The 26,091-nt window shown below is 76.3% G+C and carries 23 protein-coding genes; 9 read left to right on the forward strand and 14 right to left on the reverse strand.

All coding sequences use genetic code 11. The annotated features are described in order from the left end of the window. Positions 1 to 129: 129 nt before the first annotated feature. The 3 genes from ACI8AR_RS18600 to ACI8AR_RS18610 all read right to left on the reverse strand — a co-directional run bounded on the left by ACI8AR_RS18600 (position 130) and on the right by ACI8AR_RS18610 (position 2,888). A complete protein-coding gene (locus tag ACI8AR_RS18600; RefSeq protein WP_457052310.1) occupies positions 130 to 1,011 on the reverse strand; it encodes a polysaccharide deacetylase family protein in 882 nt (293 codons plus the stop codon). An 83-nt stretch (positions 1,012 to 1,094) separates the two neighbouring features. Then, positions 1,095 to 2,081, reverse strand: coding sequence for an asparaginase (locus ACI8AR_RS18605; RefSeq protein ID WP_457052311.1), 987 nt, complete (start codon positions 2,079 to 2,081; stop codon positions 1,095 to 1,097). 99 nt (positions 2,082 to 2,180) lie between these two features. Continuing rightward, positions 2,181 to 2,888, reverse strand: coding sequence for a class I SAM-dependent methyltransferase (locus ACI8AR_RS18610; RefSeq protein ID WP_457052312.1), 708 nt, complete (start codon positions 2,886 to 2,888; stop codon positions 2,181 to 2,183). 175 nt (positions 2,889 to 3,063) lie between these two features. Between ACI8AR_RS18610 and ACI8AR_RS18615 the strand changes: the two genes are divergently transcribed. Both ACI8AR_RS18615 and ACI8AR_RS18620 read left to right on the forward strand, forming a co-directional pair. Beyond that, positions 3,064 to 4,764, forward strand: coding sequence for a PHP domain-containing protein (locus tag ACI8AR_RS18615; RefSeq protein WP_457052313.1), 1,701 nt, complete (start codon positions 3,064 to 3,066; stop codon positions 4,762 to 4,764). Next, on the forward strand, positions 4,757 to 5,359 hold the full coding sequence (locus ACI8AR_RS18620) for a hypothetical protein (RefSeq protein WP_457052314.1): 603 nt from the start codon (positions 4,757 to 4,759) through the stop codon (positions 5,357 to 5,359). Before ACI8AR_RS18615 ends, ACI8AR_RS18620 begins: the two co-directional genes overlap by 8 nt. A 57-nt stretch (positions 5,360 to 5,416) precedes the next feature. Here ACI8AR_RS18620 and ACI8AR_RS18625 read toward each other — a convergent pair whose 3' ends face one another. The 3 genes from ACI8AR_RS18625 to ACI8AR_RS18635 form a co-directional block, all read right to left on the reverse strand. After that, positions 5,417 to 6,835 (reverse strand): NAD(P)/FAD-dependent oxidoreductase, encoded by a 1,419-nt coding sequence (locus ACI8AR_RS18625; protein ID WP_457052315.1) that lies wholly within the window; start codon positions 6,833 to 6,835, stop codon positions 5,417 to 5,419. Between the two features lie 201 nt (positions 6,836 to 7,036). Continuing rightward, a complete protein-coding gene (locus ACI8AR_RS18630) occupies positions 7,037 to 8,539 on the reverse strand; it encodes a diguanylate cyclase domain-containing protein (protein WP_457052316.1) in 1,503 nt (500 codons plus the stop codon). An 84-nt stretch (positions 8,540 to 8,623) separates the two neighbouring features. Next, positions 8,624 to 9,562: an alpha/beta hydrolase gene (locus ACI8AR_RS18635; RefSeq protein ID WP_457052372.1), complete on the reverse strand. Its 939-nt coding sequence runs from the start codon at positions 9,560 to 9,562 to the stop codon at positions 8,624 to 8,626. Positions 9,563 to 9,640: 78 nt separating this feature from the next. Between ACI8AR_RS18635 and ACI8AR_RS18640 the strand changes: the two genes are divergently transcribed. Beyond that, entirely contained in the window at positions 9,641 to 10,438 is a 798-nt protein-coding gene (locus ACI8AR_RS18640; protein WP_457052317.1) for an alpha/beta fold hydrolase, read from the forward strand. Positions 10,439 to 10,453: 15 nt separating this feature from the next. Here ACI8AR_RS18640 and ACI8AR_RS18645 read toward each other — a convergent pair whose 3' ends face one another. Next, entirely contained in the window at positions 10,454 to 12,427 is a 1,974-nt protein-coding gene (locus ACI8AR_RS18645; protein WP_457052318.1) for an alpha-amylase family protein, read from the reverse strand. Positions 12,428 to 12,603: 176 nt separating this feature from the next. On the opposite strand from ACI8AR_RS18645, the gene ACI8AR_RS18650 reads away from it, so the two are divergent. Further along, positions 12,604 to 13,461, forward strand: a complete 858-nt coding sequence (locus ACI8AR_RS18650) for a patatin-like phospholipase family protein (RefSeq protein WP_457052319.1) — start codon at positions 12,604 to 12,606, stop codon at positions 13,459 to 13,461. A gap of 141 nt (positions 13,462 to 13,602) precedes the next feature. On the opposite strand, the gene ACI8AR_RS18655 is transcribed toward ACI8AR_RS18650, so the two are convergent. Next, positions 13,603 to 14,886 (reverse strand): PP2C family protein-serine/threonine phosphatase, encoded by a 1,284-nt coding sequence (locus ACI8AR_RS18655; RefSeq protein ID WP_457052320.1) that lies wholly within the window; start codon positions 14,884 to 14,886, stop codon positions 13,603 to 13,605. 138 nt (positions 14,887 to 15,024) lie between these two features. On the opposite strand from ACI8AR_RS18655, the gene ACI8AR_RS18660 reads away from it, so the two are divergent. Then, positions 15,025 to 15,387 carry a thioredoxin family protein gene (locus tag ACI8AR_RS18660; protein ID WP_456928508.1) on the forward strand — a complete coding sequence of 121 codons (363 nt, stop codon included), beginning with the start codon at positions 15,025 to 15,027 and terminating at the stop codon, positions 15,385 to 15,387. A gap of 398 nt (positions 15,388 to 15,785) precedes the next feature. Here the strand turns inward: ACI8AR_RS18660 and ACI8AR_RS18665 are convergent, their stop codons facing one another. From ACI8AR_RS18665 to ACI8AR_RS18675, 3 genes are read right to left on the reverse strand one after another with little or no spacing between them, the layout of a single operon-like run. Next, entirely contained in the window at positions 15,786 to 16,406 is a 621-nt protein-coding gene (locus tag ACI8AR_RS18665; RefSeq protein WP_457052321.1) for a LutC/YkgG family protein, read from the reverse strand. After that, positions 16,403 to 17,914, reverse strand: coding sequence for a LutB/LldF family L-lactate oxidation iron-sulfur protein (locus ACI8AR_RS18670; protein WP_457052322.1), 1,512 nt, complete (start codon positions 17,912 to 17,914; stop codon positions 16,403 to 16,405). The genes ACI8AR_RS18665 and ACI8AR_RS18670 overlap by 4 nt, the downstream gene beginning before the upstream one ends. Further along, on the reverse strand, positions 17,911 to 18,711 hold the full coding sequence (locus tag ACI8AR_RS18675; RefSeq protein ID WP_457052323.1) for a (Fe-S)-binding protein: 801 nt from the start codon (positions 18,709 to 18,711) through the stop codon (positions 17,911 to 17,913). Before ACI8AR_RS18675 ends, ACI8AR_RS18670 begins: the two co-directional genes overlap by 4 nt. A 182-nt stretch (positions 18,712 to 18,893) precedes the next feature. Between ACI8AR_RS18675 and ACI8AR_RS18680 the strand changes: the two genes are divergently transcribed. The 4 genes from ACI8AR_RS18680 (at position 18,894) to ACI8AR_RS18695 (ending at position 23,010) form a co-directional block, all read left to right on the forward strand. Continuing rightward, positions 18,894 to 19,067: a hypothetical protein gene (locus ACI8AR_RS18680; RefSeq protein WP_456928512.1), complete on the forward strand. Its 174-nt coding sequence runs from the start codon at positions 18,894 to 18,896 to the stop codon at positions 19,065 to 19,067. An 86-nt stretch (positions 19,068 to 19,153) separates the two neighbouring features. After that, on the forward strand, positions 19,154 to 20,332 hold the full coding sequence (locus tag ACI8AR_RS18685) for a hypothetical protein (protein ID WP_457052324.1): 1,179 nt from the start codon (positions 19,154 to 19,156) through the stop codon (positions 20,330 to 20,332). Positions 20,333 to 20,389: 57 nt separating this feature from the next. Further along, complete coding sequence (locus tag ACI8AR_RS18690; protein WP_457052325.1) at positions 20,390 to 20,785, forward strand: hypothetical protein; 396 nt, start codon at positions 20,390 to 20,392, stop codon at positions 20,783 to 20,785. Further along, complete coding sequence (locus tag ACI8AR_RS18695) at positions 20,782 to 23,010, forward strand: glycoside hydrolase family 3 C-terminal domain-containing protein (protein ID WP_457052326.1); 2,229 nt, start codon at positions 20,782 to 20,784, stop codon at positions 23,008 to 23,010. The genes ACI8AR_RS18690 and ACI8AR_RS18695 overlap by 4 nt, the downstream gene beginning before the upstream one ends. A 48-nt stretch (positions 23,011 to 23,058) precedes the next feature. On the opposite strand, the gene ACI8AR_RS18700 is transcribed toward ACI8AR_RS18695, so the two are convergent. The 3 genes from ACI8AR_RS18700 to ACI8AR_RS18710 form a co-directional block, all read right to left on the reverse strand. Beyond that, entirely contained in the window at positions 23,059 to 24,738 is a 1,680-nt protein-coding gene (locus ACI8AR_RS18700) for an MDR family MFS transporter (protein ID WP_457052327.1), read from the reverse strand. Positions 24,739 to 24,808: 70 nt separating this feature from the next. Next, on the reverse strand, positions 24,809 to 25,411 hold the full coding sequence (locus ACI8AR_RS18705; protein ID WP_457052328.1) for an acyl-CoA-like ligand-binding transcription factor: 603 nt from the start codon (positions 25,409 to 25,411) through the stop codon (positions 24,809 to 24,811). A gap of 101 nt (positions 25,412 to 25,512) precedes the next feature. Continuing rightward, positions 25,513 to 26,082, reverse strand: coding sequence for a hypothetical protein (locus ACI8AR_RS18710; RefSeq protein ID WP_457052329.1), 570 nt, complete (start codon positions 26,080 to 26,082; stop codon positions 25,513 to 25,515). Between the last annotated feature and the right edge of the window lie 9 nt (positions 26,083 to 26,091).

Genomic DNA, 26,091 nt, shown 5'->3' on the forward strand with positions numbered 1-26,091 from the left:
CCTAGGCGGGGTGGGGGGGTGGGCCCGTGGCCGGGCGCGGGCGCGCCCGCCCCCCCCCCCAGCCGGGGGCACCGCGGGGGGGGGGGGGGGGGGGCGGCCCCCCCCGGCGGCGGGTGGGGGAGCCGGCCGTCAGGCCGTGCGGGGTCGGCGCGCCACGAAGTCGTCGGCGATCTGGTCGAAGGTCGTCCAGCGGACGCCCTCGTGGCCGTTGACGTGCTCGATGAGGCGCTCGAGCATGAGGAGCACCTGCGGCCGGCCGGACACGTCGGGGTGCACGGTGAAGGTGACCACCGCGTAGTCCATCTCCCGGTGGACCCAGTCGAACTGGTCCTGCCACATCTCCCCGAGGTGGCGGGGGCTGACGAACCCGTGGCTGTTCGGGCTGGCCTTGACGAACATCATCGGCGGGAGGTCGTCGAGGTACCAGTTCGCCGGGATCTCGACGAGGTCGGTCTCCCGGCCCCGGACGAGCGGCTCCATCCAGGTGTCGGCCGGCTGCGAGTAGTCGATCTTCGTCCAGCTGTCGCCGACCCGGACGTAGTAGGGCTCGAAGTCCCGGTGCATCAGCGAGTGGTCGTACTTGATGCCGCGCTCGAGCAGCAGCTCGTTGGTGACGGGGGAGAACTCCCACCACGGGGCGACGTAGCCGGTGGGACGGCGGCCGGCCCGCTCCTCGATCAGCTCGATGCAGCGGTCGAGCACCGCGGACTCCTGCTCGCGGCTCATGGCGATGGGGTTCTCGTGGCTGTAGCCGTGGACGCCGATCTCGTGCCCGGCGGCCACACAGGCGTCGAACTGCTCGGGGAACGTCTCGATGGAGTGCCCCGGCCAGAACCACGTGCTCGGCATCCCGTTGCGGCGGAAGAGCTCGAGCATGCGCGGGACGCCGACCTCGCCGGCGAAGATGCCGCGCGAGATGTCGTCCGGCGAGTCCTCGCCGCCGTAGGAACCCAGCCAGCCGCCCACCGCGTCGACGTCGACGCCGAACGCGCAGAGGATCTCCTTGGGCATGACCTCTCCTCTCGGGTCCCCCGGGCCGCGACCTGCGGCCGGGTCGTTCCTGCCGGCCGGTGCCGGTCAGCCGCCGGTGCCGGTCAGCCGCCGGTGCGGGCCCGCCAGCCGGCGCGGACGGCGTCCGGGTCCCGGTCCAGCCCCAGCAGGACGGCCAGCAGCACCCTCGCCTGGGAGGGGCGCAGCAGGCCGGCGGGGAGCGCCCCGGCGGCGAGCAGGTCGGTGCCGCCGCCGTCGCCGTAGAGGGCGGCGACCGGGCCGGCCGCCACCCGCGTCGAGGTGACCACGACGACGCCGGCGTCGGTGAGCTCGCGGACGGCCCGGCAGACGACGGGGTTGGCGTTGCCGGCGCCGGTGGCCTCCAGGACGATCCCCCGGGCGCCGGCCGCCGCGAACGCGTGCAGCGCCGTGGCGTCGGCGTCCGGGTGGCAGGCGACGACGTCGACGCGGACACCCGCCGGATCGACGCGGGCGAGGTCGAGGGGAGCGGGGCGGCGGGCCGAGCGCTCGAGGAGGAGGGCGCTGTCCCGGACCCATCCCAGCGGACCCGCGTCCGGCGCGGTGAAGGTGTCGGCCGCCAGCGTGTGGCCCTTGCGCGTGCCCCGTGCCGGGAACACCCGCCCGCCGAAGGCGATCAGGGCGCCCTGGTCCCGGGCGGCCGGGCTCGCGGCGACGGTGACCGCGTCTGCGAGGTTGCGCGGCCCGTCGCTGTCAGGAGCGTCCGCCGGCCGCTGGGCGCCGGTGAGCACGACCGGCCGCGGATCGCGGTGGACGAGGTCGAGGAAGAACGCCGTCTCCTCGGTCGTGTCCGTGCCGTGCGTGACGACGACCCCGTCGACCTCCGGGTCGGCCAGCTCGCCGGCCACCGCGGACGCGACGGCGTGCATGCGCTCGAGCGTCATGAGGTAGCTGCCGACCCGCAGCACGTCCCGGACGCGCAGGCGGGTGCCGAGGTCCCCGGCCAGCCGGGCGACCAGGTCCGCCCCGCTGTCCTGTGCCGTCGACACCCCGCTCGCGTCGGCGCGGGTCGCGATCGTGCCGCCGGTCGCCAGCACCGTCACCAGGGACACGGGAGACCTCCGGGGCGCGGGTGTCGGGGACCTGGACGTGGTGCGCTGACGCCGTGTTCGGTGCGCCGGGACGCGGCCCCGGCGCACCCGCTCCGGTGGCTAGACGGCGACGGCGGTGACGAAGGTGCAGACGCCGTCGCCGGAGGTTGCCCGCTGCCGGATGCCCAGCAGCCGCAGGACCGCCATCTCCACGCGGTAGGCCAGCCGCATCGGCCCGGTGTAGAGCGTGTCGCCGGCGGTGGTGACCTCGATCCGGTCGAACCCGGCCAGCCGCACGTGCTCGGTGAGCATCCAGTCCGGCAGCAGGGTGATGTGGCCGGGGGAGTGGTAGTGGCTCGGGCCGAAGATGTACGGGGCCCCGCGCAGCAGGGTGAGCAGCCGCGAGTGCGGGTGCGTGACGTTCGGCGTGCTCACCAGCAGCCGGCCGCCGGGGCGCAGCAGGGCCCGGATCGAGCGCAGCACCTGCCGCGGGTTCTCCACGTGCTCGAGGGTCTCCACGCACACGACCAGGTCGAACGGGCCGCGGGTCTCCTCGGTCCAGTCCGGGTCGTCGAGGTCGAGCCGGGCGATCCAGTCGTGCGGCGGATCGAGGTCGGTGGGGACGACGTCGACGCCCGCGTCGCGCAGCCGCAGCGCCAGCGCGCCGCAGCCGGAGCCGACCTCGAGCACCCGCCCGCCGTCGGGGAGCAGCGTCCGGGCCAGGCCCGCGGCGTACTCGTGCACGCCGGGGGCCGCGTGGATGCCGTGCCCCTGGTAGGTGCGGACGGCGGCCGTGCGGCGGCCGTCGCGGTGCTGGACGTCGGTCACCCGTCCACCCTGGCATCCCCGCGCACGTCCCGCAGACGGCGCGCAGACGTCACGCCGGGCACCACGGTGTGTCACCGGGAGGCCACCCGTCGGTCACCTCGGTCCTGAGTACTGGCCGGGGCCGGACCGCTCCCCGCGGCCGGCCCCTCCTGCCGCCGCTCCCCGAGGAGATGACGTGTCCGGTCCGCACCACCACCACGACCACCACCACGACCACCACCACGACCACCACCACGACCACGACCACGAGCCCGCCGCCTGGACGCCCTACAGCGACGTCTCGGTCCCCGACCAGGACCTCGCGCCCGGCGACCTCTCGCGCCGGCGGTTCCTGCAGGCGGCCGGGGTCCTCGGCCTGGCGGTCGGCGCGACGGTGGCCGGTGCACCGCGGACCGCGCAGGCCGCCCCCCGTGCGGGCAGCGGCAGCGGCGGCGGGTACACCTGGCTCAACGGCGACCACCACATCCACACGCAGTACAGCTCCGACGGCCTCTACACCGTGCGGGACCAGGTGGAGCAGGCCCGCCGCAACGGCGTGGACTGGCTGGTCGTCACCGACCACGGGTCCGCCACCCACGCGCGCCTGGGCGTCGACCTGGTCAACCCCGACGTCCGCGCCGCCCGGACGGCCCACCGGGACGTGCTGGTGTTCCAGGGCCTGGAGTGGAACATCCCGGCCGCCGAGCACGGCACCGTCTTCGTCGCCCCGGGCGACCACGAGGTCACCGTGCTCAAGGAGTTCGAGAACCAGTTCGACGGCGCGGTCCGGAGCACCTCCGCCAGCTCGCCGGCCAACGAGGCGCAGGCCGTCGCCGGCATCCGGTGGCTGGGGCAGCAGATGCTCGCCGGTCGCACCCCGAACGCGCTGTTCCTCGCCAACCACCCGGCCCGCAACGGCCTGGACTCGCCGCACGAGATCCGCGCCTGGCGCGACGCCGACCCGCGGGTGGCGATCGGCTTCGAGGGCGCGCCCGGGCACCAGGCGGCGGGCATCCCCACCCCGCAGGGCCCGGGTGACGCGCGCGGCTTCTACGGCAACTCCCCGAACGCCAACAGCTGGCCGGGCTACCCGCCCGAGTCCTACCGGACCTTCGGCGGGTTCGACTGGATGACGGCGAAGGTCGGCGGGGTCTGGGACTCGCTGCTGGCCGAGGGCCGGCCGTGGTGGATCACCGCCAACTCCGACTCGCACTCCGTCCACCTCGACCGGCTGGTCCGGCCCGCCGGCCAGGACACCAGCGCCTGGTTCGCCGCCGACGGCCGGTACGGCGACCCGGTGGACAGCGGCACCCCGCAGGTCGACCGCGGCGACTACTTCCCCGGCTACTACTCGCGCACCTGGGTGGGGTCGACCGCCCGCGACTACGGCGCCGTCATGGACGGCCTGCGGGCCGGGCGGGCGTTCGTCGTCCACGGCGACCTGATCGACGGCCTGGAGGTCACCGTCCGGGGCGACGGCGGCGGCAACGCGCCGGGGACCCTCGGCGAGCAGGTGCGGGTGGACCGCGGCGAGAACGTGCATGTGCAGATCCGCATCACCCAGCGGCGGCAGCCCAACGCCCACGGCGACGTGCCGCAGCTGCGCCGCGTGGACCTGATCACCGGCCCGGTCACCGGCCCGGCCGCCGACCGGGACACCCAGGCGGCCCCGGAGACGCGCGTCGCGGAGTCCTTCGAGGTCCGCGGCAACGGCCAGGTGGTCATCAACCACGTGATCCGCCGCGTCGACCGGTCGTTCTACCTGCGGCTGCGGGGGACCGACGGCAACGTCAGCGCCCCCGGCAGCATCGAGCCGCGGCAGGACCCGGTCGGCAACAGCGACCCGTGGACCGACCTGTGGTTCTACTCCAACCCGGTGTTCGTCACCGTTGGCTGAGTCCTCCTCCGGCGACTGCTGGGTCGCGCTCTGCGGCGACACCGGCAGCTCGTGGAGCGCGCTGGCCGAGGTCGAGCACCGGCTGCTCGACCTCGGCCGGCGGGTCGGCGCCACGGAGGTCGCCACGCACGTCGTCCGGTCGGCCGAGGGCGGTCACCACGCCGGCACCCTCCGCGCGCCTCGGTCGGCCGGGCTGGCCGACGCCGTCGCCGGCTGGGTCAGCCCCGGTGAGACGGTCGTGCTGGCCGACGCCGACGGCGAGGTCCGGCTCGGCGGGGACGCCCGGCACGGCGACCACGCGGCCGGCGTCGCCCGGGCGCACCGGGACCGGGCCTCCGGACGGCTGGTCCGCTTCCCCGGCCAGGAGGCCCTGCCCGACCGGTTCCCGCTGGCCGAGCTGACCGCGCGGTGCACGATCGAGGCGGTCGACCTGCTCGGCGTGACCGACGCCCCGGACCTGGTCCTGCGCACCCGCGGGCACGTGCGCCCGGAGTACCGCGACGGCGTCCTCGTGCTCACCGTGAACGCGTGGGACGACCGCGAGGTCTGCCCGTTCGAGTCGCCGACCCCGCGGGCCTGCTGCAGCGACCACTGAGGGACGGTGGCCCGAGGCGGACTCGCGATCGACGGGACAGGGAACTCGCCGCCGGGATCAGGCCCGGCCGCCGACAGGACGCGCGGTTCCGTCCCCGGCCTCGGCGGACCCTCCCTCCGGCACCTCACGTGGCCGGGGCACCTCGACGACGGATCTCGGCCGGTCGGCGACGGGTGCAGCGCCCTGGACGGCGCGCCGCTGCGCCAGGAGCACCCTGGCCGCGAGCCGCGGCCGCAGCAACGACTCGGGCCGGTCGATCAGGTTGGCCACCCGGAGGAACGCCGAGCCCACCCCGGCGTCGACCGCAGCAGCGGCCTGGACCCGTGCGACGTAGGCGTTGACCACGCGCACTCTCGCCGAACGCCGTCCGCGGACCGAGGGCTGCCGCAGGTCACTGCCGGCAGCGATGTCCCACGGAACGTCGACGAGACGCGCGGCGCGACGGAAGAACTGCCGGGCGAGGTCGTCGACGCCGGCGTCGAGCAGCTGCCGCAGGACGAGGGCCTCCATGGCCGCCACCGTCATGCCCTGGCCGTAGACCGGGTTGAAGCTGCTCAAGGCGTCACCGGTGACCAGCAGGCCCTCCGGGAACCGGGTCAACCGCTCGTAGTGCCGTCGCGTGCTCCCGACGAAGTGGTACACGTGCGGGCCCTCGATCGGTTCCCGGTCCGCCATGAGCCGGGCGACCTCCGGTGCGGGCAGGCGGGCCGCAAAGGTCCGGAAACCCGCCAGGTCCGTCGGCGCGGCGTCGGGTCGGTAGGCACCCGCGCTGACGATCCAGCGTCCCCCCTCCAGCGCCAGGGCGGCGCCGAACCGGGGGACTGCGGTGGTGGCCCCGATGAGGCAGGCGCGGTCGCCGTCGAGGTCGTCGTCGTACCGGGGGACGACCCAGGTCGTGTAGCGGACGTCCACGTCGATCCGCGACTCCGTCGGCCGGCTGAAGCCGTGCGACTCGAGCCAGGACGGGGTGTGCGATCCGCGCCCGGTCGCATCGACCACCAGGTCGGCGCGGAGTGACTCCTCCTCCGTGCTCCTGGCGACGGGATCGGAGCGACGCACCCGCACCCCGGACACCCGCCCGTCGACCGCTGTCAGGTCGAGCAGTTGCGCCGGCGCGAGCACCTCGACCCCGGGGAGGTCCAGGACGCGGGCCCGGACCCGGTCCTCCACCAGCGGGCGGCTCATGGCGAGACCCTGCATCCCGATCGGGGACCGGTACAGCAGGTGCCCGTCGTTGTACCAGCGGGCGTCGCGCTGCATGTCGCCGATCTCGGCTCCGTGCTGCACCAGTTCCTCGGTGAGGCCGGGGAAGAACTCCTCCAGCACCTCCCGGCCGCGGGCGAGCAGCCCGTGGGGATGCCGTCCCTGGGGTACGCCTCGCCGTGCGGCAGGCTCGCCGGGCAGCACGTCCCGGTCGACCACCGTCACCCGGTCGAACGCCTCGGTGAGCACCCTGGCGGTGAGGAGCCCGCTCATGCTCGCCCCGATGACGACCGCTCGTCCGCCCATCCGTGGCACAGCGATCGCCCCCTGAGTCGTCGTGTCGTCCCGACGCGACGGTCCTCCCGGGGGGCCGGGGACCGACAGGGGCCATGGGCTCTCCGATCGCGCGACGGCCCGAGCAGCCGCCGGGGCACCCCTGACGGCAGTGGCGGAGCCGCAGTCGGGAGGGCGGGCCTAGGCGGCGGCGCCGTGGTGGACGACGCGGCCCTTGCCCGTGCGCTTGGCGGCGTACATCGCCGCGTCGGCGCGGGCCATGAGCTCGTCGGCGCCCACCGCGGCGTCGCCGGCGGTCAGCGCCACCACGCCGGTGCTGGCGCCGACGGCGCGGGTGCGGCCGGCGACGGCGAACGGCACGGCCATCGCCGCCGTGAGGCGGGCGGCGGCCTCCAGCGGGTCGCCGCCGTCCTCGAGCAGCGCGGCGAACTCGTCGCCGCCGAGCCGGGCCACCGTGTCGCCGCCGCGCAGCGCGCCGGTGAGCCGCTCGGCGACCCGCAGCAGCAGCTCGTCACCGGCGGCGTGGCCGAGGGTGTCGTTGACCGCCTTGAAGTCGTCCAGGTCGAGGAAGACGACGGCGACCGGCCGCATGTCCCGGGCGTGCAGGGCCAGGGCGTGCCCGAGCCGGTCGAGGAACAGCGACCGGTTGGCCAGCCCGGTCAGCGGGTCGGAGAAGGCCAGGTGCCGCAGCTGCGCCTCGCGGGCGGCGAGGTCGGCCGCCAGCCGCGCGTTCTCCCGCACGGTCACGTACTGCCGGACCATGAGCGCGGCGATCACCACGGTGGCGGCCAGCATCTCGCCGAGGGACAGCGGCGTGCCGGCGAGGCTGCGCAGCAGGGCGGTGGCCAGCGCGGCCACGACCGGGACGTAGGGCAGCAGCGACGCCGCGGTGCCGGTGTCGCGGACGCCGCCGGTGCGGCCGTCGGGACCGGCGCCCGCGAGGCCGGTGCGGCACAGCCCGGCCACGGCGAGCAGGGCGAACGCGGCCGTCCAGCCGACGTCGGCGGTCCCGCCGTCGTAGGCGCCGGTGGCGGACAGGTAGGTGAAGGCGCTGTCGGCGACGGCCAGGGCGCTGACGCCGGCCGCGACCAGGTTCAGCGGGCGCCGGTCGCCGCGGGTGCGGGTGACCAGCAGGACGGCCAGCACGACCAGGACGACGTCGGTGACCGGGTAGGCGGCCAGCAGCAGCCGGGCGCCGACGGGGTGGCCGGCGTCGTCGCGCAGCACCGCGCCCAGCGCCGTCTGCCAGCTGACCAGGCCGACCGCGCCGGTGGTCATCACCGCGTCGAGGAGCCGCTGCAGGCGGCCGGTCCGCCCGCCGCCGGCCGGGTGCAGGACCAGCGCCGGCACGGCGAACAGGCAGAAGCCGAGGAACCCGACGTCGGCCAGCGACGGGAACGGCGACTCGCCGCGGGCGGCGAGGACGGTCCAGTACGCCTGGCCGGCGCCCCACGACGAGCAGGCCAGGGCCAGCAGCGCCCAGGCCAGCCGCAGCCGCAGCCCGGTGCTGCGGACGGCGAACCGCGCGGTCGCGGCGCCGGCGGCGAGCGCGGCCAGCGTCTGGGTCAGGTCGGAGGCGAGCGCGGCGCCGGACGGCCCGAGGAGCGTGGTGGCCAGCGTCCCGGCGGCGGCGAGGACGACGACGAGCGCCGCCAGGCGCGGGTGCGCCGTCGACCGGACCATGCTGCCGCCCTCGTGCTCGGGAAGGGGTTCTCCTCCTCTGCATCGACCGGTCCGGCCCGCGGGCCCATCACCCGGAGGGGGTGGTCAGCGGCTGAACACCGCCGCCTGCTCCGCGCACAGCTCCGCCAGCGCCTGCGGCGCCGACCGGCACAGCCGCGGGAAGGCGAGGAACCCGTGCGGCATGCCGACGTACTCGGTCAGCCGGACGGGCACGCCCGCGTCCCGGAGCACCGCGGCGTAGCGCACGCCGTCGTCGCGGATGGGGTCGTGCTCGGCCACCTGCACCAGCGCCGGCGGGAGGCCCGCGTGGTCGGTGGCGTACAGCGGCGAGGCGTGCGGGTGGTGCGGGTCGCGGTCGCCGAGGTAGTGGTCGCGGAAGACGAGGCAGTCGGCCCTGGTGAGGATCGGCGCGTGCGCGTTCTCGTCGATCGACGGGCTGCTCATCGTCAGGTCGACCGAGGGGTAGACCAGCCCCTGGTGGGCGATCCGCGGGCCGGAGCGCTCGCGGGCCATCAGGCAGACGACGGCGGCCAGGTTGCCGCCCGCGCTGTCGCCCATGACCGCGACCCGATCGGGGTCGGCGCCGAACTCGGCGGCCCGCTCCACGACGTCGGCCAGGGCGGCGTGGCAGTCCTCGGCCGCGGCCGGCCAGCGGTGCCCCGGGGCGAGCCGGTACTCCACCGAGACGACGACGGCGCCGACGGTGGCCGACACGGAGCTGCAGAGCCAGTCCGCGGAGTCGAGGTTCCCGAGCGCCCAGCCGCCGCCGTGGAAGTTGACGACCAGCGGCAGCGGGCCGGTCGCCCACTCCGGCCGGTACGTGCGCACCGGCACCTTGCCGACCTCGCCGCGCGCGGTCCCGTCGGCGAGCCGCACCCCCGGGGCCACGCCGCCGAGCAACAGATCGGTGACCCGGTTGTGCGGCACACGCCGCTGCTGCGCCTTCCGCAGCCGCTCGTCGTCCATCCTCGTGACCGACGCCCGCGCGGCCAGCCGGCCGAGCAGCCGCACCCTCAGGTCCATCCGTGCCACGTGTCCTCCTCCGTGTCGTGCCGGTCAGTGGTGCCGATGAGTGGTGCGCCGTCCGCCGGTCCCCCCGGCATGACGTACGAGACGGTCCGCTCGGCGGACGGGACGCCCGTCGCCTACGAGGTGTGGGGCTCCGGGCCGCCGCTGGTGACGGTGTGCGGCGCGACCTGCGACCGCGCGCTGATGCGCCCCACCGCCCGGGCGCTGGGCGAGCACGCCACGGCCGTGGCGTACGACCGGCGCGGCCGCGGCGACAGCGGGGACACCCTGCCGTACGCGGTCGAGCGGGAGGTCGAGGACCTCGCCGCGCTGGTGGACGCCGTCGGCGGGCGCGCGTCCCTGTACGGGCACTCCTCCGGCGCCGCCCTGGCGCTGCGCGCCGTCGCCGCGGGCCTGCCGGTGGACCGGTTCGTCCTCCACGACCCGCCCTTCGCCCCCGACGACCCCGCCCTCCGGGACGAGAGCCGCACCTTCGCGGCCGGGATCCTGGACCTGCTGGCCGCCGGGGAGCGGGACGAGGCGGTGGACCGGTGGTGCCGCGGCACCGGCATGCCCGGGGAGGTGGTCGACGCGGTGCGGTCGACGCCGCGGTGGGCGGAGCTGGTCGCGCTCGCCCCGACGCTGGCGTACGAGATCGCGGTGCTCGACTCCGTCGAGACCGGCGGCGCGGTGCCCGAGGACGTCGCCCGCCGCGCGGCGCGGCCCGGCCTCGTGCTGGTCGGCGGCGACAGCCCGCCGTTCATGCAGGAGGTGGCCCGGCGGGTGGCGGAGCTCCTCCCGGCGGGCGCGCTGCGGGTGCTCCCCGGCTCCGGCCACGTCGTCGCGCCGGAGGTCCTGGCGCCGCTGGTCGCGGAGTTCCTCCGCGGCTGACGTCGTCCGCACCGGTCAGGGCTCGGCGAACCAGGCGTGGCCGAGGCCGGGGACCAGCAGCAGGCCGTCCCGGACCGGCAGGGGACCGTCGCTGCCGTGCACCTGCGCGAACGCGCCGAACCCGGTGACGGTGTCGGCGTCGACCCGCTGCGGGTGCGGCGAGAAGTTGGCCACCCCGACGAACGCGCCGCTGCGCGGGTGCTTGCGCCGCCAGACCAGCACCGCGTCGTTGCCGACGTCGACCACCGTCGACTCCACCCCGCCGCGCAGCGCCAGCAGCGACCGGCGCACCTCCCCGAGCCGGCGGATCCCGGCCCACACCCGGCCCTCCACCGTGGTGGGGTCGCCGCGGCGGGCCGCGGCCGCCCAGTCCATGGGCGGGCGGTGCATCCAGCGGTTGTCCGGCGCCCGCTCGGGCTCGGCCAGGTAGGAGGCGTCGTTGCGCTGGGCGAGCTCGTCGCCCATGTAGAGCAGCGGGACGCCGCCGAAGGCGTAGGCGACCGAGTAGAGCAGCAGCAGCCGGCGCACCCCGGCGTCGAGGGCGACCGGGTCGTCGCGGTCGAGGGCGTCCTCGATGCCGCACAGGGACGCCGCCGACCCCGAGATCCGCGCGTCACCGGTGGCCTCGTTCTCCTGGAACAGCGCCCCGCGGGCGAACGAGCCGGGGAAGCGGCCGGCGTAGAAGTCGTTGAGGAACCGGCGGTGGGCGAACCCGTCGAGCCCGACCGCGGCGGCGTCCTCGTCGGTGACCGCCCAGCCGATGTCGTCGTGGCCGCGGACGTAGGTGCACCAGGTGGCGGTGGGCGGGATCGGCCGCATCCGGCGCAGGGCCTGCCGGGCCAGCCGGACGTCCTGGGTGGCCAGGCTGCTCCACAGCAGCACCATGAGGGAGTTGTGGTAGGCCAGCTCGCACTCGGGCCGGTAGCGGTCGTGGCCGCCGAGGTAGGCGACCAGGTCGTCGGGGGAGACGATCGCCTCGGCCTTGAACACCACGCCCGGCGCGGCCAGCCGGGTCAGCGCGTGCAGCAGCTGCAGGAGGGTGTGCCCCTCGGGCTGGTTCTGGCAGCTGGTGCCCAGCCGCTTCCACATGAACGGGACGGCGTCCATGCGGAAGACGTCGACGCCGCGGTTGGCCAGCCAGGCGATCTCGCCGGCCATCGCCAGCGTCACCTCGGGGTTGGTGTAGTCGAGGTCCCACTGGTACGGCCAGAACGTCGTCCACACCCAGCCGCCGGCGCCGCCGCGCGCCTCGGGCACCCAGCTGAACGAGCCCGGCGCCCGGTCGGGGAAGACCTCGGGGATCGTCGCGTCGTAGGCGTCGGGCATCTCCCGGTCGGGGAAGGCGGTGTAGAAGCCGGCGTACGCGGGGTCGCCGGCCAGCCAGCCCTGCGCCCAGGGGTGCTCGCGGGCGGTGTGGTTGAGCACGAGGTCGATGCACAGCGCCATCTCCCGCTCGTGCAGTGCCGCCGCCACCGCCTCGAGGTCGGCCATGGTGCCCAGCCGCGGGTCGACGGCGCGGTAGTCGGCCACCGCGTAGCCGCCGTCGTTCTCGCCCTCGCGCGGTCGCAGCAGCGGCATGAGGTGCAGGTAGGTGGTGCCCAGCTCGGCGAGGTGGCCGAGCCGGCCGGGCAGCTCGGCGAGCGTGCCGCAGAAGCGGTCGACGTAGCAGACGTAGCCCTGCACCCGGGCGCGCTGGAACCACGCCGGGTCGATCTCCCGCCGCCGGTCGATCCGCCGCAGCCGCTCCGGGCGCTCGGCCGCCGCGGCGAGCGCGGCGCGCAACCCGCGGGCGAACAGGTCGTCGGCGGCGTCCCCGTAGAGGATCGCCAGCGGCTCGTGGACGTCGTACAGCGCCAGGTCGGCGCGGGCGAGGAAGGCGTCGGCCTCCGCCTCGCCGAGGGCGGCGACCGCTTCGTCCGCGAGGACCGGCCGCAACTCCGCCCACGCCCGCCGGGCCCCGGCCCGCAGCTGTTCGGCCCCCGCGCTCATGTGCCCTGCGTATCGCGTCCAGGCCCCGCGTGCACCTCGGTGGGGCGGCCCGCACCCCGACGGCGTCGCCGGGTCCCGCAGACTGGCGCCCGTGTCCGCCACCCCGCTGCCCGTGCAGTCCACCTGGCCCGGGGACGTCGCCGACGTCCTCCCGTTCCTCGCCCCGGAGTCCTGAGGTGAGCGGTTCCACGGTCAGCAGGGCACTCGTCCTCGGCGGCGGTGGCATCGCCGGGATCGCCTGGGAGATCGGGCTGCTGTCCGGGCTGGCCGACGCCGGGGTCGACGTCCGGGACGCCGACCTGGTGGTGGGCACCTCGGCCGGCTCGATCGTCGGCACGCTGCTGCGCACCGGTCACGACCTCGAGGAGCTCTACGCCGCCCAGCTCGGCCCGGTGCCGGCGACCGAGCGGGCGGTGGAGTTCGACGGCGCGGCCTTCCTCGCCTCGTTCGCCGCCGCGCTGGCCGGCGCGGCCGGCCAGCAGGACGCCCGCGCCCGGATCGGCGGGCTCGCGCTGCGGGCGCAGACCATGCCCGAGTCGGAGCGGCGCGCGGTGATCGGCGCGCGGATCGGGTCGCCGGAGTGGCCCGCGCAGCGGCTCGTGGTGACCGCCGTCGACACCGCGGACGGGGAGTTCCTCGCCGTCGACCGCGACACCGGCTTCCCGCTGCTCGACGCCGTCGCCGCGTCCTGCGCGGTGCCCGGCGTCTACCCGCCGATCACGATCGGGGAGCGGCGGTTCATGGACGGCGGGATGCGCTCGGCCACCAACGCCGACCTCGCCGCCGGCTGCGACACGGTGCTCGTCGTCGCGCCGATGGCGGGGATCGCCGGCAGCACGCTGGGCCCGTCGCTGGACGACGAGCTGGCGGCGCTGCGCCGCGGGGGGAAGGCGCACCTGGTGCTCGCCGACGAGGACGCGGTGCGCGCCTTCGGCACCAACCCGCTCGACCCCGCCACCCGGGAGCCCTGCGCCCGCGCCGGCCGCGCCCAGGCCGCGCGGGTCGCCGACGAGGTCCGCGCGTTCTGGGGCTGACGCCGCCCGTCGTCGACCTGGTGTCTCCTTCCGCGGCGCGAGGCGACACCAGGTCGACATCCGGCGTCCAGTGGTCGTCCAGCGGGGTCACCGCGGCCCGGTGACACCGGCAGCCGACCACTCGAGGGACGTCGGGCGGCGTCAGTCCAGCAGGACGCGGACGGCGAGCACGGCGACGTCGTCGTCGGAGCGGCCGGGCAGGGCGCGGGTGAGCAGCCGGTCGCACAGGGCGTCCGCGGTCAGCCCGGACAGCCCGGACAGCGCCTCGGCGGCGGCCGCGAGCCCCTCGTCGATGCCCTGCCGGCCCACCTCGACCAGCCCGTCGGTGAGCAGCAGCAGCGTCTCGCCGGGCGCGAGCGCCGCCTCGTGGTCGCGGCGCAGGCCCGGCTCGTCGGTGCCGAGCAGTCGCTCGGGCGGGGTGTCGAGCTGCCGCACCGCGTCGTCGGCACCGAGCACCAGCGGCGGCAGGTGACCGGCCGACGACCAGCGCAGCACCCGGCCGGAGCCGCCGGGCGCGGGCGCCAGGTGGGCGACCAGCGCGGTGGCCAGCGTGCCGACGTGCAGGCCGGCCAGCACCCGGTCGACGCGGTCGAGCGTCCGCGCCGGCCCGTCGGGGGAGTCGTAGGCGAGGGTCCGCACCGCGCTGCGCAGCTGCGCCATCGCCGCGGCGGCCTCGACGCCGTGCCCGGCCACGTCGCCGATGACCAGCACCGTGGTCCCGTCGGGACGGGGGAACGCGTCGTACCAGTCGCCGCCGACCAGGTGCTGCGACACCGCGGGCCGGTAGCGGACGGCGACCTCGAGGCCGGGCGGCTGCGGCGGCGGGGTGAGCAGGCTGTGCTGCAGCGTCTCGGCCACCCGCAGCTGGCGGCCGTAGAGCCGGGCGTTGTCCAGCGCGAGCGCCCCGCGGCGGGCGACCTCGACGGCGAGCGCGACGTCGGCGGGCCCGGCCGGCGGCCGGTCACCGCACCGGACGAGGGACAGGACGCCGAACCCCGTCCCGCGCGCCTGCAGCGGCACGAACAGGCTCGACCGGGGGTCCAGCCGCTCCCAGGCCGCGCGCACCGGGCCCTCGGGCATCGACTCCGGACCCAGGTCCGCCTCGATGCGCTCCAGCTGCACGGGCTCGCCGGACGAGAGGACCGAGGCGAGCGCGGCCTGGTCGCGCGGGGCGGTGACCCGGCCGGCGAGGTAGGTGTCGACGTCGGCGAGGCGCTCGGGGTCCCGGTGCGCGCGGGCGGAGCTGCCGGGGGCGCCGTCGCCGGCGAGCAGGGTGACGGTGGCCCAGTCGGCGAGGACGGGCACGACCAGGCGGGCGAGCCGGTCGGCGGCGGTGCCGGTGTCCAGGCTCTGGGTCAGGGACTCGGTGACCTCGGCGAGGTAGCGGTAGCGCTCGACGTCACCGGTCCCGTCGTGAGTGCTCACCCCGGCTCCGTCCCGGCTCCCTGTGCGAGGGTGCCGAGTACGGAGCGTACGGCAGCCGTCACCCGCGGATCCGCAGGTCGCACCCGCTGTGCGGCGGTGCACCCCGGGCCACACTGGGGGAGGGGGCGGGAGGCGGACATGGCGACGGCGAGCATCGGCGCGGCGGACTTCGCGACGACGGTGTCCGCGCCGGGCATCGTGCTGGTCGACTTCCGGACGTCTCGGTCGGGCACCAGCCGGGCGTTCACCGCGGTGTTCGACCAGGCCGCGGCGCGGCACCCGGACCTGCGCTTCACCGCCGTCGACACCGAGGCCGAGGCCGCGCTGGCGGCCGAGCTGGGCGTGCGGTCGGCGCCGACGCTGCGGGTCTACCGCGACGGCGTGCTGGTCTTCGCCGAGCCCGGCTGGATCCCCGCGGACTCGGTCGACCTGCTCGTGGACACCGTCCGGGCCCTGGACATGCAGGCGGTGCGGGCGACCTACCCCGAGCCGCTCGACTGAGCGGGGCCCGCAGCACCGGGTGGCGCTGCGGGCTGCGGCCCCACGCCGGCCGGTTCGTCGAGCGCGGTGTCGACGAACGCGGCCCCGCCGAAGCCGAGGACGGCCGCGACGACCGCGGCGGTCGCCCGTCCGGCCCGGTTCGCGTGCCAGCCGCCCGGACCCTCCGGTCCTGCCGTCGCCATCCGGCTGCCCTCTCGCCGTCCGTGCGGACGCCGGAGGGACGCCGCTGACGGGCGGGACCCTCACACGGGCCGGGGCCATCCGTATCTGGACGAACACGTCCGGTGACTCGGACGGGGGACAGCCGGTCCTCTCCGCGCCGGGTGTCGACCTGCTGCTGCCCCCGGGCGCGGGAGACGACCGCAGGTCGACGACGGGCACGTGACCGGGCGGCCGGGTCAGCCGGCGAGGACGACGACCAGGGTGCGCGGGCCGTGCACGCCCTCGACCCGCTGCAGCTCGATGTCGCTGGTCGCCGACGGGCCGCTGACCATCGTCAGCGGGGCGACCGGGTCCAGCCGGGCCAGGGCGTCGGGCACGTCGGGCACCACCTGCGCGGCCTCGACCACGCAGACCAGGACGTCGGGCAGCAGCGACAGCGCCCGCCGCCCCGACAGCGGCGACCCGTCGAGCACCAGCGTGCCGGTCTCGGCGACCGCCGCCGCCACGCCGGTCAGCGTCGCGGCGAACGCGGCGAGCTCGACCGCCGGCCGGCCGTCGTCCTCGGCCGCGCCGGCGGGCCGCCACGCGGCCGGCACCCCGGGGGCGACGACGACGCCCCCGGGGTCCCAGCCGACCCCGAGCGCCGCATCCAGGCCGCGGACGACGGTCGCCGGGACGTCGGCCGGGGCGCAGCGGAGCACCGTGGCGCGGTAGTCCTCCACCCGCTCGGCGAGCAGGTCCAGCAGCTCGGCCACCGGCAGCTCGCGCGGCGCCGGCACCGGCGGGACGGCGACCGGCGGCCGCTCGGGGCCCAGCGCCGTCCGGATCCGGCCGAGCACCTCCTCGCGCGCGCTCACCGGCCGCGCTCCTCGTTCCACTGCTGCACGAACGTCCTCGCGGGCGGGGTGGGCAGGTCGCGGGTGCGGGTCCAGGCGCTGGCCGGGGGCGGCAGCGCGGCCGGCAGCGTCGGCTTCCCGCGCGCGAACAGCCGCCCGAGCCCGGCCGCGCGCTGGGCGAGGTGCCACAGCCGCGGGTTGCTCATCACCCGCGCCAGCCCCCGGAAGGCGACCGCCTCTGCCGTCGGCCGCTCCTGCGCCTCGACGTGCTCGGCGCGCAGGTGCACGAGGATCGAGGGGATGTCGATCGCCACCGGGCACACGTCGTAGCAGGCGCCGCACAGCGACGACGCGTACGGCAGGGAGGCGTTGTCCTCCACGCCGGTCAGCTGAGGGGACAGCACCGCGCCGATCGGGCCGGGGTACACCGAGCCGTAGGCGTGCCCGCCGGTGCGCTCGTACACCGGGCAGACGTTGAGGCAGGCCGAGCAGCGGATGCAGTGCAGCGCCTCGCGGCCCACCTCGTCGGCGAGCACCGCCGTCCGGCCGTTGTCGAGCAGCACGAGGTGGAACTCCTGCGGCCCGTCGCCGGGGGCCACGCCGGCCCACAGCGAGGTGTAGGGGTTCATCCGCTCGCCGGTGGAGGAGCGGGGGAGCAGCTGCAGGAAGACGCCGAGGTCCTCCCAGCGGGGCACGACCTTCTCGATGCCCATGACGGTGATCAGCGTCTGCGGCAGCGTCAGGCACATCCGGCCGTTGCCCTCGCTCTCGACGACGGCGAGCGTGCCGGTCTCCGCGACGGCGAAGTTGGCCCCGCTGACGGCGACCCGGGCGCGCAGGAAACGCTCGCGCAGGTGGGCGCGGGCGGCCATGGCCAGCTGCCGCGGCTCGTCGGTCAGGCCGTGGGAGGCGCCGGGACCTTGGAGGTGCGGCAGGGTGCGGCTGAAGATCTCGCGGATCTCCGAGCGGTTCTTGTGGATCGCCGGCACGAGGATGTGCGAGGGCGTGTCCTCGCCGAGCTGCACGATCAGCTCGGCCAGGTCGGTCTCGATCGCCTCGATGCCGGCGCTCTCCAGGGCCTCGTTGAGGCCGATCTCCTGGGTGGCCATGGACTTGACCTTGACCACCTCGGAGCTGCCGGTGGCCCGCACCAGGTCGGTGACGATGCGGTTGGCCTCGGCGGCGTCGCGCGCCCAGTGCACCGTGCCGCCGCGCGCGGTGACCTGCCGCTCGAGCTCCTCGAGGTGCTCGTCGAGCCGGGCCATGGTGGCGGCCTTGAGCGCCTTCCCGGCCTGGCGCAGCTGCTCCCAGTGCGGCACCTCGGAGACGACGGCGGCGCGCTTGCCGCGGATCGTCGTCGTGGCGCGGCCGAGGTTCGCGCGCAGCTGCCCGTCGCGCAGGGCCGTGCGGGCGGCGTCGGGGAAGGGCTGCGTGCCGCGCAGGTGGCCCACGCCGCGGGGCGCCGTCGGCAGGCCGAGGAACGTCGTCCCGGAGCGGGGGGCGCCCGGCGCGAGCGGCGTCGCGCTCACGCCCGCACCGCCGGCCGGGTGGACTGGGAGGGGCTCACGTCGGCCGCCGGGGTGGTGGGGTGGGTGGACTGCTCCGTCGAGGCGAGGATCTCGGCCAGGTGGACCGTGCGGGTGCCCGAGCGCAGCCGGGACAGCCCGCCGCCGATGTGCATCAGGCAGGACGCGTCCCCGGCGGTGCACACCTCGGCGCGCGTGGAGAGCACGTCGGCCATCTTGTCGGTGAGCATCGCCGTCGAGGTGTCGGCGTTCTTCACCGCGAACGTGCCGCCGAACCCGCAGCAGGACTCCGCGCCCGGCAGTTCCACCAGCTCCAGCCCGCGGACGGCGCGCAGCAGCTGCAGCGGCCGGTCGCCCACCCGCAGCAGGCGCAGCGAGTGGCAGGTCGGGTGGTAGGTGACCCGGTGCGGGTAGTAGGCGCCGACGTCGGTCACGCCGAGCACGTCGACGAGGAACTGCGACAGCTCGTACGTGCGCGCGGCCAGCGCCTCGGCCTCGGCGGCCAGCCCCTCCTCGCCGGCGCGGCGGGCGACGGCGGCCTGCTGGTGGTGGATCGAGGCCACGCACGACCCCGACGGCGCCACGACCGCCTCCGCGCCGGCGAACGCCCGCACGTGGTTGGCCACGATCGGCACCGCCTCGCGCCGGTAGCCGGTGTTGACGTGCATCTGCCCGCAGCAGGCCTGCGTCGGCGGCACGACCACCTCGTGGCCCAGCCGCTCCAGCAGCCGCGCGGTGGCCAGGGCGACCTGCGGCACCACCGTGTCCACCAGGCAGGTGGCGAACAGCGCGACCCTCACCCGGTCCCCCTCCCTGTCCCGCACGACCATGCTCGACTCCTGCACCGGTGCGCAATGCGCTGCGGGTCCGGCCCGCCGCCGGTACCCGCCGGCTCGGGGGAGCCGCGGCGGCGGCCCTTGCCCGCGTCCCGGCCGGGCGCGGACCATCGGCCGCACGTTCCCGACGGCGTGGAGGAGGGGCCGTGACCCAGCCGGCTGAGCGTTCCGACGGCGACTACGGCTACGACATGGCCCACGAGGCCGCGGCCGGGGCGGCCCGCGCGCCGGTGCCCCCGGTGGGCGCGGAGCCGGCCGACCGGACCGGGCACGACGACCCCGGCGGCGACTACGGCTACGACGAGGTGCACAGCTCCTGAGGTCCGTGGGTTCCCCTGAGCGGGTGCCGCCGGACGCCGGCGTGTCCCGCGAGTGAGTCGCGCTCCCGCGCGGGTAGTGGGGGCCAATGCGCCTGCCCGACCCCGCGGACCTGTTCGACCTCCCCCGGACCCTCGTCGAGTCGGTCCGCACGCTCGGCGCCGCCCTGCCGCGCGCGGAGAACCTGCTGCCGATGGCCGACGACGTGCTCCGGAGCACCCGGGCCCTGCTCGACGGCGTCGGCCCCGCGGTGGTGCGGGCCGCGGCCGCGGCGCCCGACGTGGTCGACACGGCCACCGGCGTGGTGCAGCGGCTCTCCGGCGTCCTGACCCCCGAGCGGGCGGCCGCGGTGGCCGCGTTGACCGACCGGCTGGTCGCCGTCCTCACCCCCGACCGGATCGCGGGGATGTCCCGGGTGGCCGACTCGGTCCGGGCGCGGGCCGACGTCGTGCCGCGGGCCCTCGACGCGCTGGACGGGCTGCTCTCCTCGGGCCGGCTGCAGCGGCTGGGCGCCGGGATCGACCGCCTCGCCGCCCCGGACCGGGTGGACCGGCTCGACGCCCTGCTCGAGCTCGTCACCGGCGACCGGGTCGCCAAGGCGCTGGACCTGGCCAACGACGAGCGCATCGGGCGGCTGCTGGACCTGGCGGCCGACGAGCGGATCGGCCGGCTGCTGGACCTCCCCGCCGACGAGCGCTTCGGCCGGCTGCTCGCCCGGCTCGACCTGCTGCTCGCCGACGACCGCCTGCCGCGCGTCGTCGACCGCGCCGGCGAGGTCCTCGACGACGGCCGGGTGGAGCGGGTGGCGGCCGGCCTGGACCGGGTGCTGGCCGAGGAGAACCTCGACCAGGCCGGCGAGCTGCTCGGCAACGGGCGCGGCGCGGCCGCGGTCCGGGCGCTGCTGCGCGTCGGCCGGGCGCTCACCGGCCAGGGGCCGCAGGCGGTCGCCACGCTGCTCGAGCGGCTGCCCGACCTGCTCACCGAGGAGCGCGTGGAGTCGCTCGGGGCGCTGGCCGACCGCGCGCCGGAGGACATCGACACCGCCCTGGACGTCCTCGAGGACCTCTACACCGTCATGGCCGGCCCGGCGGACGAGTACGAGGACGAGGCGGGTGAGGACGAGGCGGGCGAGGACGAGGCGGGCGAGGACGAGGCCGGCGACGGCGGGCAGCAGGACGACGAGCCGGCCCAGGACGACCAGCAGGGCGACGACGAGCAGGGCGACGAGGACGAGGACGACGACGAGGAGGAGGAAGCGGCCAGCTGAGGCCGCTCAGCCGCCGGGGCGCTCCCGCCACTGCCGCACCCAGGCGCGGCGGTGCGGGTGGACGGCGTCGGCGGGCTCACGCTGCGGATCGACGCCCGGCACCACCTCGACGTCGAGGTCGACGGCCACCGGGTGCGGGCCGTGGCGCAGGTCGGCCCGCTGCCCTCGGTCCTGGGCGAGGCGGCCGCGGGGCCGGAGGCGGTGCTGGAGATCCGCACCGGACCGGCCGCCGGCCACTTCTCGTCGACCGCGCCCGGCCCGGACGTCGTCGTCGCCGGCGTCGTCCGGCCCGGCGGGTCCGCCGAGCTCGGCCGGCTGGACGGGCGCTACCTCTCCACCGAGGTCGCCGGCGGGATGACCGGCCGGCTGGGCGGCGTGTGGTGCGCCCGCGGCTCGCTCGTGGTGCGCTCGTTCGCGTACGCCGGCGCCGACGACCCGCAGGAGCTCCCGTGACCGACCTCGACGGCCTGCCCCTCGAGCGGAGGGCGACCCTGCTCTCCGGTCAGGACTTCTGGTCGACCCCGCCGGTCGAGGAGGCGGGGCTGCCCTCGCTCGTCCTGACCGACGGCCCGCACGGCGTGCGCCGCCAGGAGGGCGACTTCGGCGGCCCCGGCATCACCCGCAACCTGCCGGCCACCTGCTTCCCGCCCGCGGTGGCGGTGGGCAACAGCTGGGACCCCGCGGTCGCCGAGCGGATCGGCGCGGCGATCGGCCGGGAGGCGCGGGCGCTGGGCGTGCACGTGGTGCTCGGGCCGGGGGTCAACATCAAGCGGTCACCCCTGGGCGGGCGGAACTTCGAGTACTACTCCGAGGACCCGCTGCTGTCCGGGGTCCTCGGTGCGGCGCACGTGCGCGGGCAGCAGGCCGCGGGCGCCGGCGCCTCGGTCAAGCACTTCGCGGCGAACAACCAGGAGACCGAGCGCATGCGGATCAGCGCCGAGGTCGACGAGCGGACGCTGCGCGAGATCTACCTGCCGGCCTTCGAGCGGGTGGTCACCGAAGCGGCGCCGGCCACGGTCATGTGCGCCTACAACAAGGTCAACGGCGTCTACGCGTCGCAGAACCGGTGGCTGCTCACCGAGGTGCTGCGGGAGCAGTGGGGCTTCGACGGCGTCGTCGTCTCCGACTGGGGCGCCGTCGACGACCGCGCCGCGGCGCTCGCCGCCGGGCTGGACCTGCAGATGCCCGGCGACCGCGGCGCCGGCAACCGGCGGGTGGTCGAGGCGGTGCGGGCCGGGGAGCTCGACGAGGCGCACGTCGACGCGAGCGCCGCCCGGGTGGCCGCCCTCGCCCGCTACGCCGGCGGGCCCGCCGGGGAGGTCGACGTCGAGGCGCACTGCGCCCTGGCCCGCGAGCTGGCCGCGGAGTGCGCGGTGCTGCTGCGCAACGAGGACGGCACCCTGCCGCTGGCCCCGGGCACTCGCGTGGCCGTCGTCGGGGAGCTCGCCCGCACGCCGCGCTTCCAGGGCGGCGGCAGCTCGAACGTCACCGCCACCCGGGTCGAGTCCGCGCTCGACGCGATGCGCGCGCTCGCCGGCCGGGAGCTCCCGTTCGCGCCCGGCTTCGGACCAGGCGACGACGCCGCGGCGCTGCGCGAGGAGGCCGTGGCGCTGGCCCGCGACGCCGAGGTCGCCGTCGTCTTCCTCGGCCTGGCCGACGCCGACGAGTCCGAGGGCTTCGACCGGACGACGATCGACCTCCCCGCCGAGCAGGTCGAGCTGGTCCGCGCGGTGGCCGCCGCGGCGCCGCGGACGGTCGTCGTCCTCTCCCACGGCGGGGTGGTGTCGCTGGAGGGCTGGCACGACGACGTCGACGCGGTCCTCGACGGCGCGCTGCTCGGGCAGGCCGGCGGCGGCGCGCTGGCCGACCTGCTCTACGGCGTCGCGAACCCGTCGGGCCGGCTGGCCGAGACCGTGCCGCTGCGGCTGGAGGACTCCCCGAGCTCCCTGTCCTTCCCCGGCGAGCAGGGGCGGGTCGTCTACGGCGAGGGCGTGCTGGTCGGCTACCGCGGGCTGGTCACGCAGGGCCGCGCGGTGCGGTACCCGTTCGGGCACGGGCTCTCGTACACGTCGTTCGCGACGTCGGACCTGCGGGTCGAGGTCACCGGCGCGGACACCGCCACCGCCGCGGTGACCGTGACCGACACCGGCGACCGGGCCGGGAAGCACGTCGTCCAGGTGTACGTGTCGACGACGGCCGGGCCGGTGCGCCGCCCGCTGCGGGAGCTGCGCACGTTCACCAAGGTGGCGCTGGAGCCGGGGGAGAGCCGCGAGGTGACGCTGGAGCTCGGCCGGCGGGCGTTCGCGTACTGGGACGTCGTCGAGTCGGGCTGGGTGGTGGCGCCGGGGGAGTACGCGGTGCAGGTCTGCGCCGACGCGGAGACCGTGCTCGCCGCGGAGACCGTGACGCTGGCCGGGGACGACCTGGTGCGGGTGCTGACGATGGAGTCCTCGGTCGGCGAGTGGTTCACCCACCCGGCCGCCGGCCCCGCGCTGGTGGAGGCGCTCACCGCGACCATGCCCGCCGACGCCGCCTCACCCGCCGAGCAGGCGGTGGTGCTGCAGATGATCGGCTCGATGCCGATGCGCCGGTTCGCCACCGACTTCGGCGCCGCGCTGCCGCAGGACCTGCTCGACCGGCTGATGGCCGAGACCGCCGCCGCCCGCGCGAACCGTTGACGTGCACTTCCGCGGATGTGCACGGAGCACATCCGCGGAAGTGCACGGTCAGACGGGCAGCGGGTCGTCGTCCCGCTTGGACAGCGTCGGCTCGGGCGCCGGGACGGCGGCCTGCGCGCCAGACCGCAGCAGGGTCGCGAGCTCCTCCTCGGACTCCACCGCCTCGCCGCGGGCGACCATGCCGGCGTGCTCGGAGAGCGGGATCTCCCGCAGCACGAACGACAGCAGCAGTGCGACGGCGAGGATCGGCACCAGGTACCAGAACACCGGCGCGAGCGAGTCCGCGTACGCGTCGACGATCGCCGTCCGCAGCGGGTCGCCGGCGGCGTCGACCGCCGACGGCACCAGCGTGTCCGGCGAGGTGATGCCCGCGGCGGCCGCCTGCTCGGCGTTGCCGGTCAGCGCGCCGGTGAGGTTCTCGGCCAGCCGGCTGGTGAACAGCGTCCCGAAGACGGCGACGCCGAGGGTGGCGCCCACCTCGCGGAAGTAGTTGTTGGTCGAGGTGGCGGTGCCGATCTGCGTGGCCGGGACGGCGTTCTGCGCGGCCAGCACGACGTTCTGCATGATCAGCCCGAGCCCGCAGCCGAGCGCGAAGAACATCGCGCCGATCGTCCACAGCGAGGTGTCCCCGGCCAGCGTGGTCATCCAGACCATCGTCGCGAGGATGACCGCGACCCCGGCGATCGTGAACCGCTTGTACCGGCCGTCCTCGAGGATCAGCGCGGCCGAGGACTGGATGGTCAGGATGATCCCGGCGGTCATCGGCAGCATGAGCAGGCCCGAGTTCGCGGCCGAGAGCCCCGAGCTCATCTGCAGGAACGTCGGCATGAACGCGATCGCCGAGAACATGCCGAGGCCCACGGCCATGCCGAGCGCGGTGGCGACGACGAAGGTGCGGTTGCGGAACAGCGACAGCGGCACGATCGGCTCGACCGCGCGCCGCTCGACCAGCACGAAGACGACGGCGCAGACGGCGAACGCGGCGGCCAGCGCGAGGGTCAGCGGGTCGGTCCAGCCGTCGCTGCCGCCGAGGTCGGTGAACAGCACCAGCGACGTCGTGGTCGCCGACAGCGCGACGATCCCGGCGATGTCGAGCGGGGTGGTGCTGCGCCGGCGCGGCAGCGACAGCGCGAACCAGCCGACGAGGAAGGCGCCCACGCCGACCGGCACGTTGATCCAGAAGCACCACTCCCAGCCCAGGGCGGCGGTGTCGGTGAAGAAGCCGCCGACGAGCGGCCCCGCGACGGCCGACAGGCCGAACAGCGCGCCGATCGGGCCCATGTACTTGGCGCGTTCCCGGGCCGGGACGATGTCGGCGATGATCGCCTGCGACAGGATCATCAGCCCGCCGCCGCCGAGGCCCTGCACCCCGCGCCAGACGACGAACCAGGTGAAGTCCGGCGCGAGCGCGGCGCCGACGCTGGCCACGGTGAACAGGCCGATGGCGACGAGGAACAGCGTCCGCCGGCCCCACAGGTCGCCGAACTTGCCGTAGACGGGCATGACCAGCGTGGTGGCCAGCAGGTAGGCGGTGGTCACCCACGCCATGTGCGAGACGCCGCCGAGCTCGCCGACGATGGTCGGCATCGACGTCGCGACGATCGTCTGGTCGAGCGCGGCGACGAGCATCCCGGCGAGCAGCGCCGAGAAGACCAGGTTGATGCGGCGCCGGGTCAGGACGATGGGCGGGGCGGTGCCGTCGGGCGGCGGGTTCACGTCGTTCTCCACGGGTCGTTCGGCGGTGCCGCGGGCGCGCGGCACCGAGGGGGAGCGGACGGCGCCGGCCGCTCGGGAGGGGTCAGGAGCGCGGGGCGGGGAGCCCGGCGGCGAGCGCGTCCCAGGCCTCGTCGACGAGGCGGGGGAGCGGCACGGCGAAGTCGGCGGCCAGCCAGCGGTGCAGCGCGGTGCGCAGGGCGGCACCGGCGACCGCGGCCAGCAGCGTGGGGTAGGCGTCGACGCCGACCCGCGTGCCGGTGCGGGCGGCGACGGCGTCGGCCAGCGCGCGCTCGGACGCGCCGAAGGCGGCGTGCAGCCGGGCGAGCAGCACGGGGTGCTCGTCGATGACCCGCAGCCGCAGCGGCCACACGCCCGCGGGCTCGTCGGCCATCGCGGCGGCCTGCTCGGCCTGCACGGCGCGCAGCGCGGTGACCGGGTCCTCGTCGGCCGGGCGCGCGGTGAACCGCTCGGCGAGGAGCGCGGCGTCGGCGGGATCCAGGCCGAGGACGGCGTCGTCCTTGGTGGGGAAGTAGTTGAAGAACGTCCGCGGGCTGACGCCGGCGCGCTCGGCGACGTCGTCGACGGAGACGCCGTCCAGCCCGCGCTCGGCGACCAGGTGCAGCGCCGCGGCGTGCAGCGCCGAGCGGGTGGCGAACTTCTTGCGCTCGCGCAGGCCGGAGGTCACCGGGCCATGGTCACGCGGAACGTGCAGTTCGTGCAAGCTTGCGCGTGGTGCAGGGCGTGTCGGGGCGGCGGAAATGGCCATTTCTGCCGCCCGGGCCCGGGTCAGTTGCGGTCGCGCTGCCGTTCGATCGCCTCGAGCACCGTCTTGCGGCCCTTGCCGAGGTCCCGTTCCGCCTTCTCGGCGCGGTCGAGCTGCGAGTCGCCGCGCATGCGGCCCACCTGCCGGCGGGCCTCGTCGGCCTTCGCGTCGAGCAGCTCCGCGGCCTTCCGGGCCTCCCTGGCGGCGTCGGTGTCGGCCACGTGCTGCTCGTCGGAGCCGCGCTTGCGCGCGTCGGTGGCGCGCTTCTCCTCGTCGGAGAGCAGCTCCCACGCGGCGTCGGGCAGGTACCGCTTCGTCCCGCCCTCCCCGCGGGCGCGGTCGCCGCCGTCGGCGGTGTGCCAGTCCTGGCCGGTCCAGTCCTGCAGGTGCCGCTGCGCCTCGCTGCGCTCGCCCTCGTGCCGGTAGCCGCCGCCGGCCGCCTCGTACTCGTGGGTCAGCAGCTGGCTCTTGCGGGCGCTCCACTGGCCGGGTCGCCCGCCCCGGTCCCCGGCCTTGATCTCCTCCTTGAGCCGCTCGCGCAGCTCGGGCTCCGTGTAGTCCCGGGCGTACTCCTCCGCCGACGTGCCGCTCATGGGACGGGC

The sequence above is a fragment of the Geodermatophilus sp. SYSU D01036 genome, from assembly GCF_054050435.1.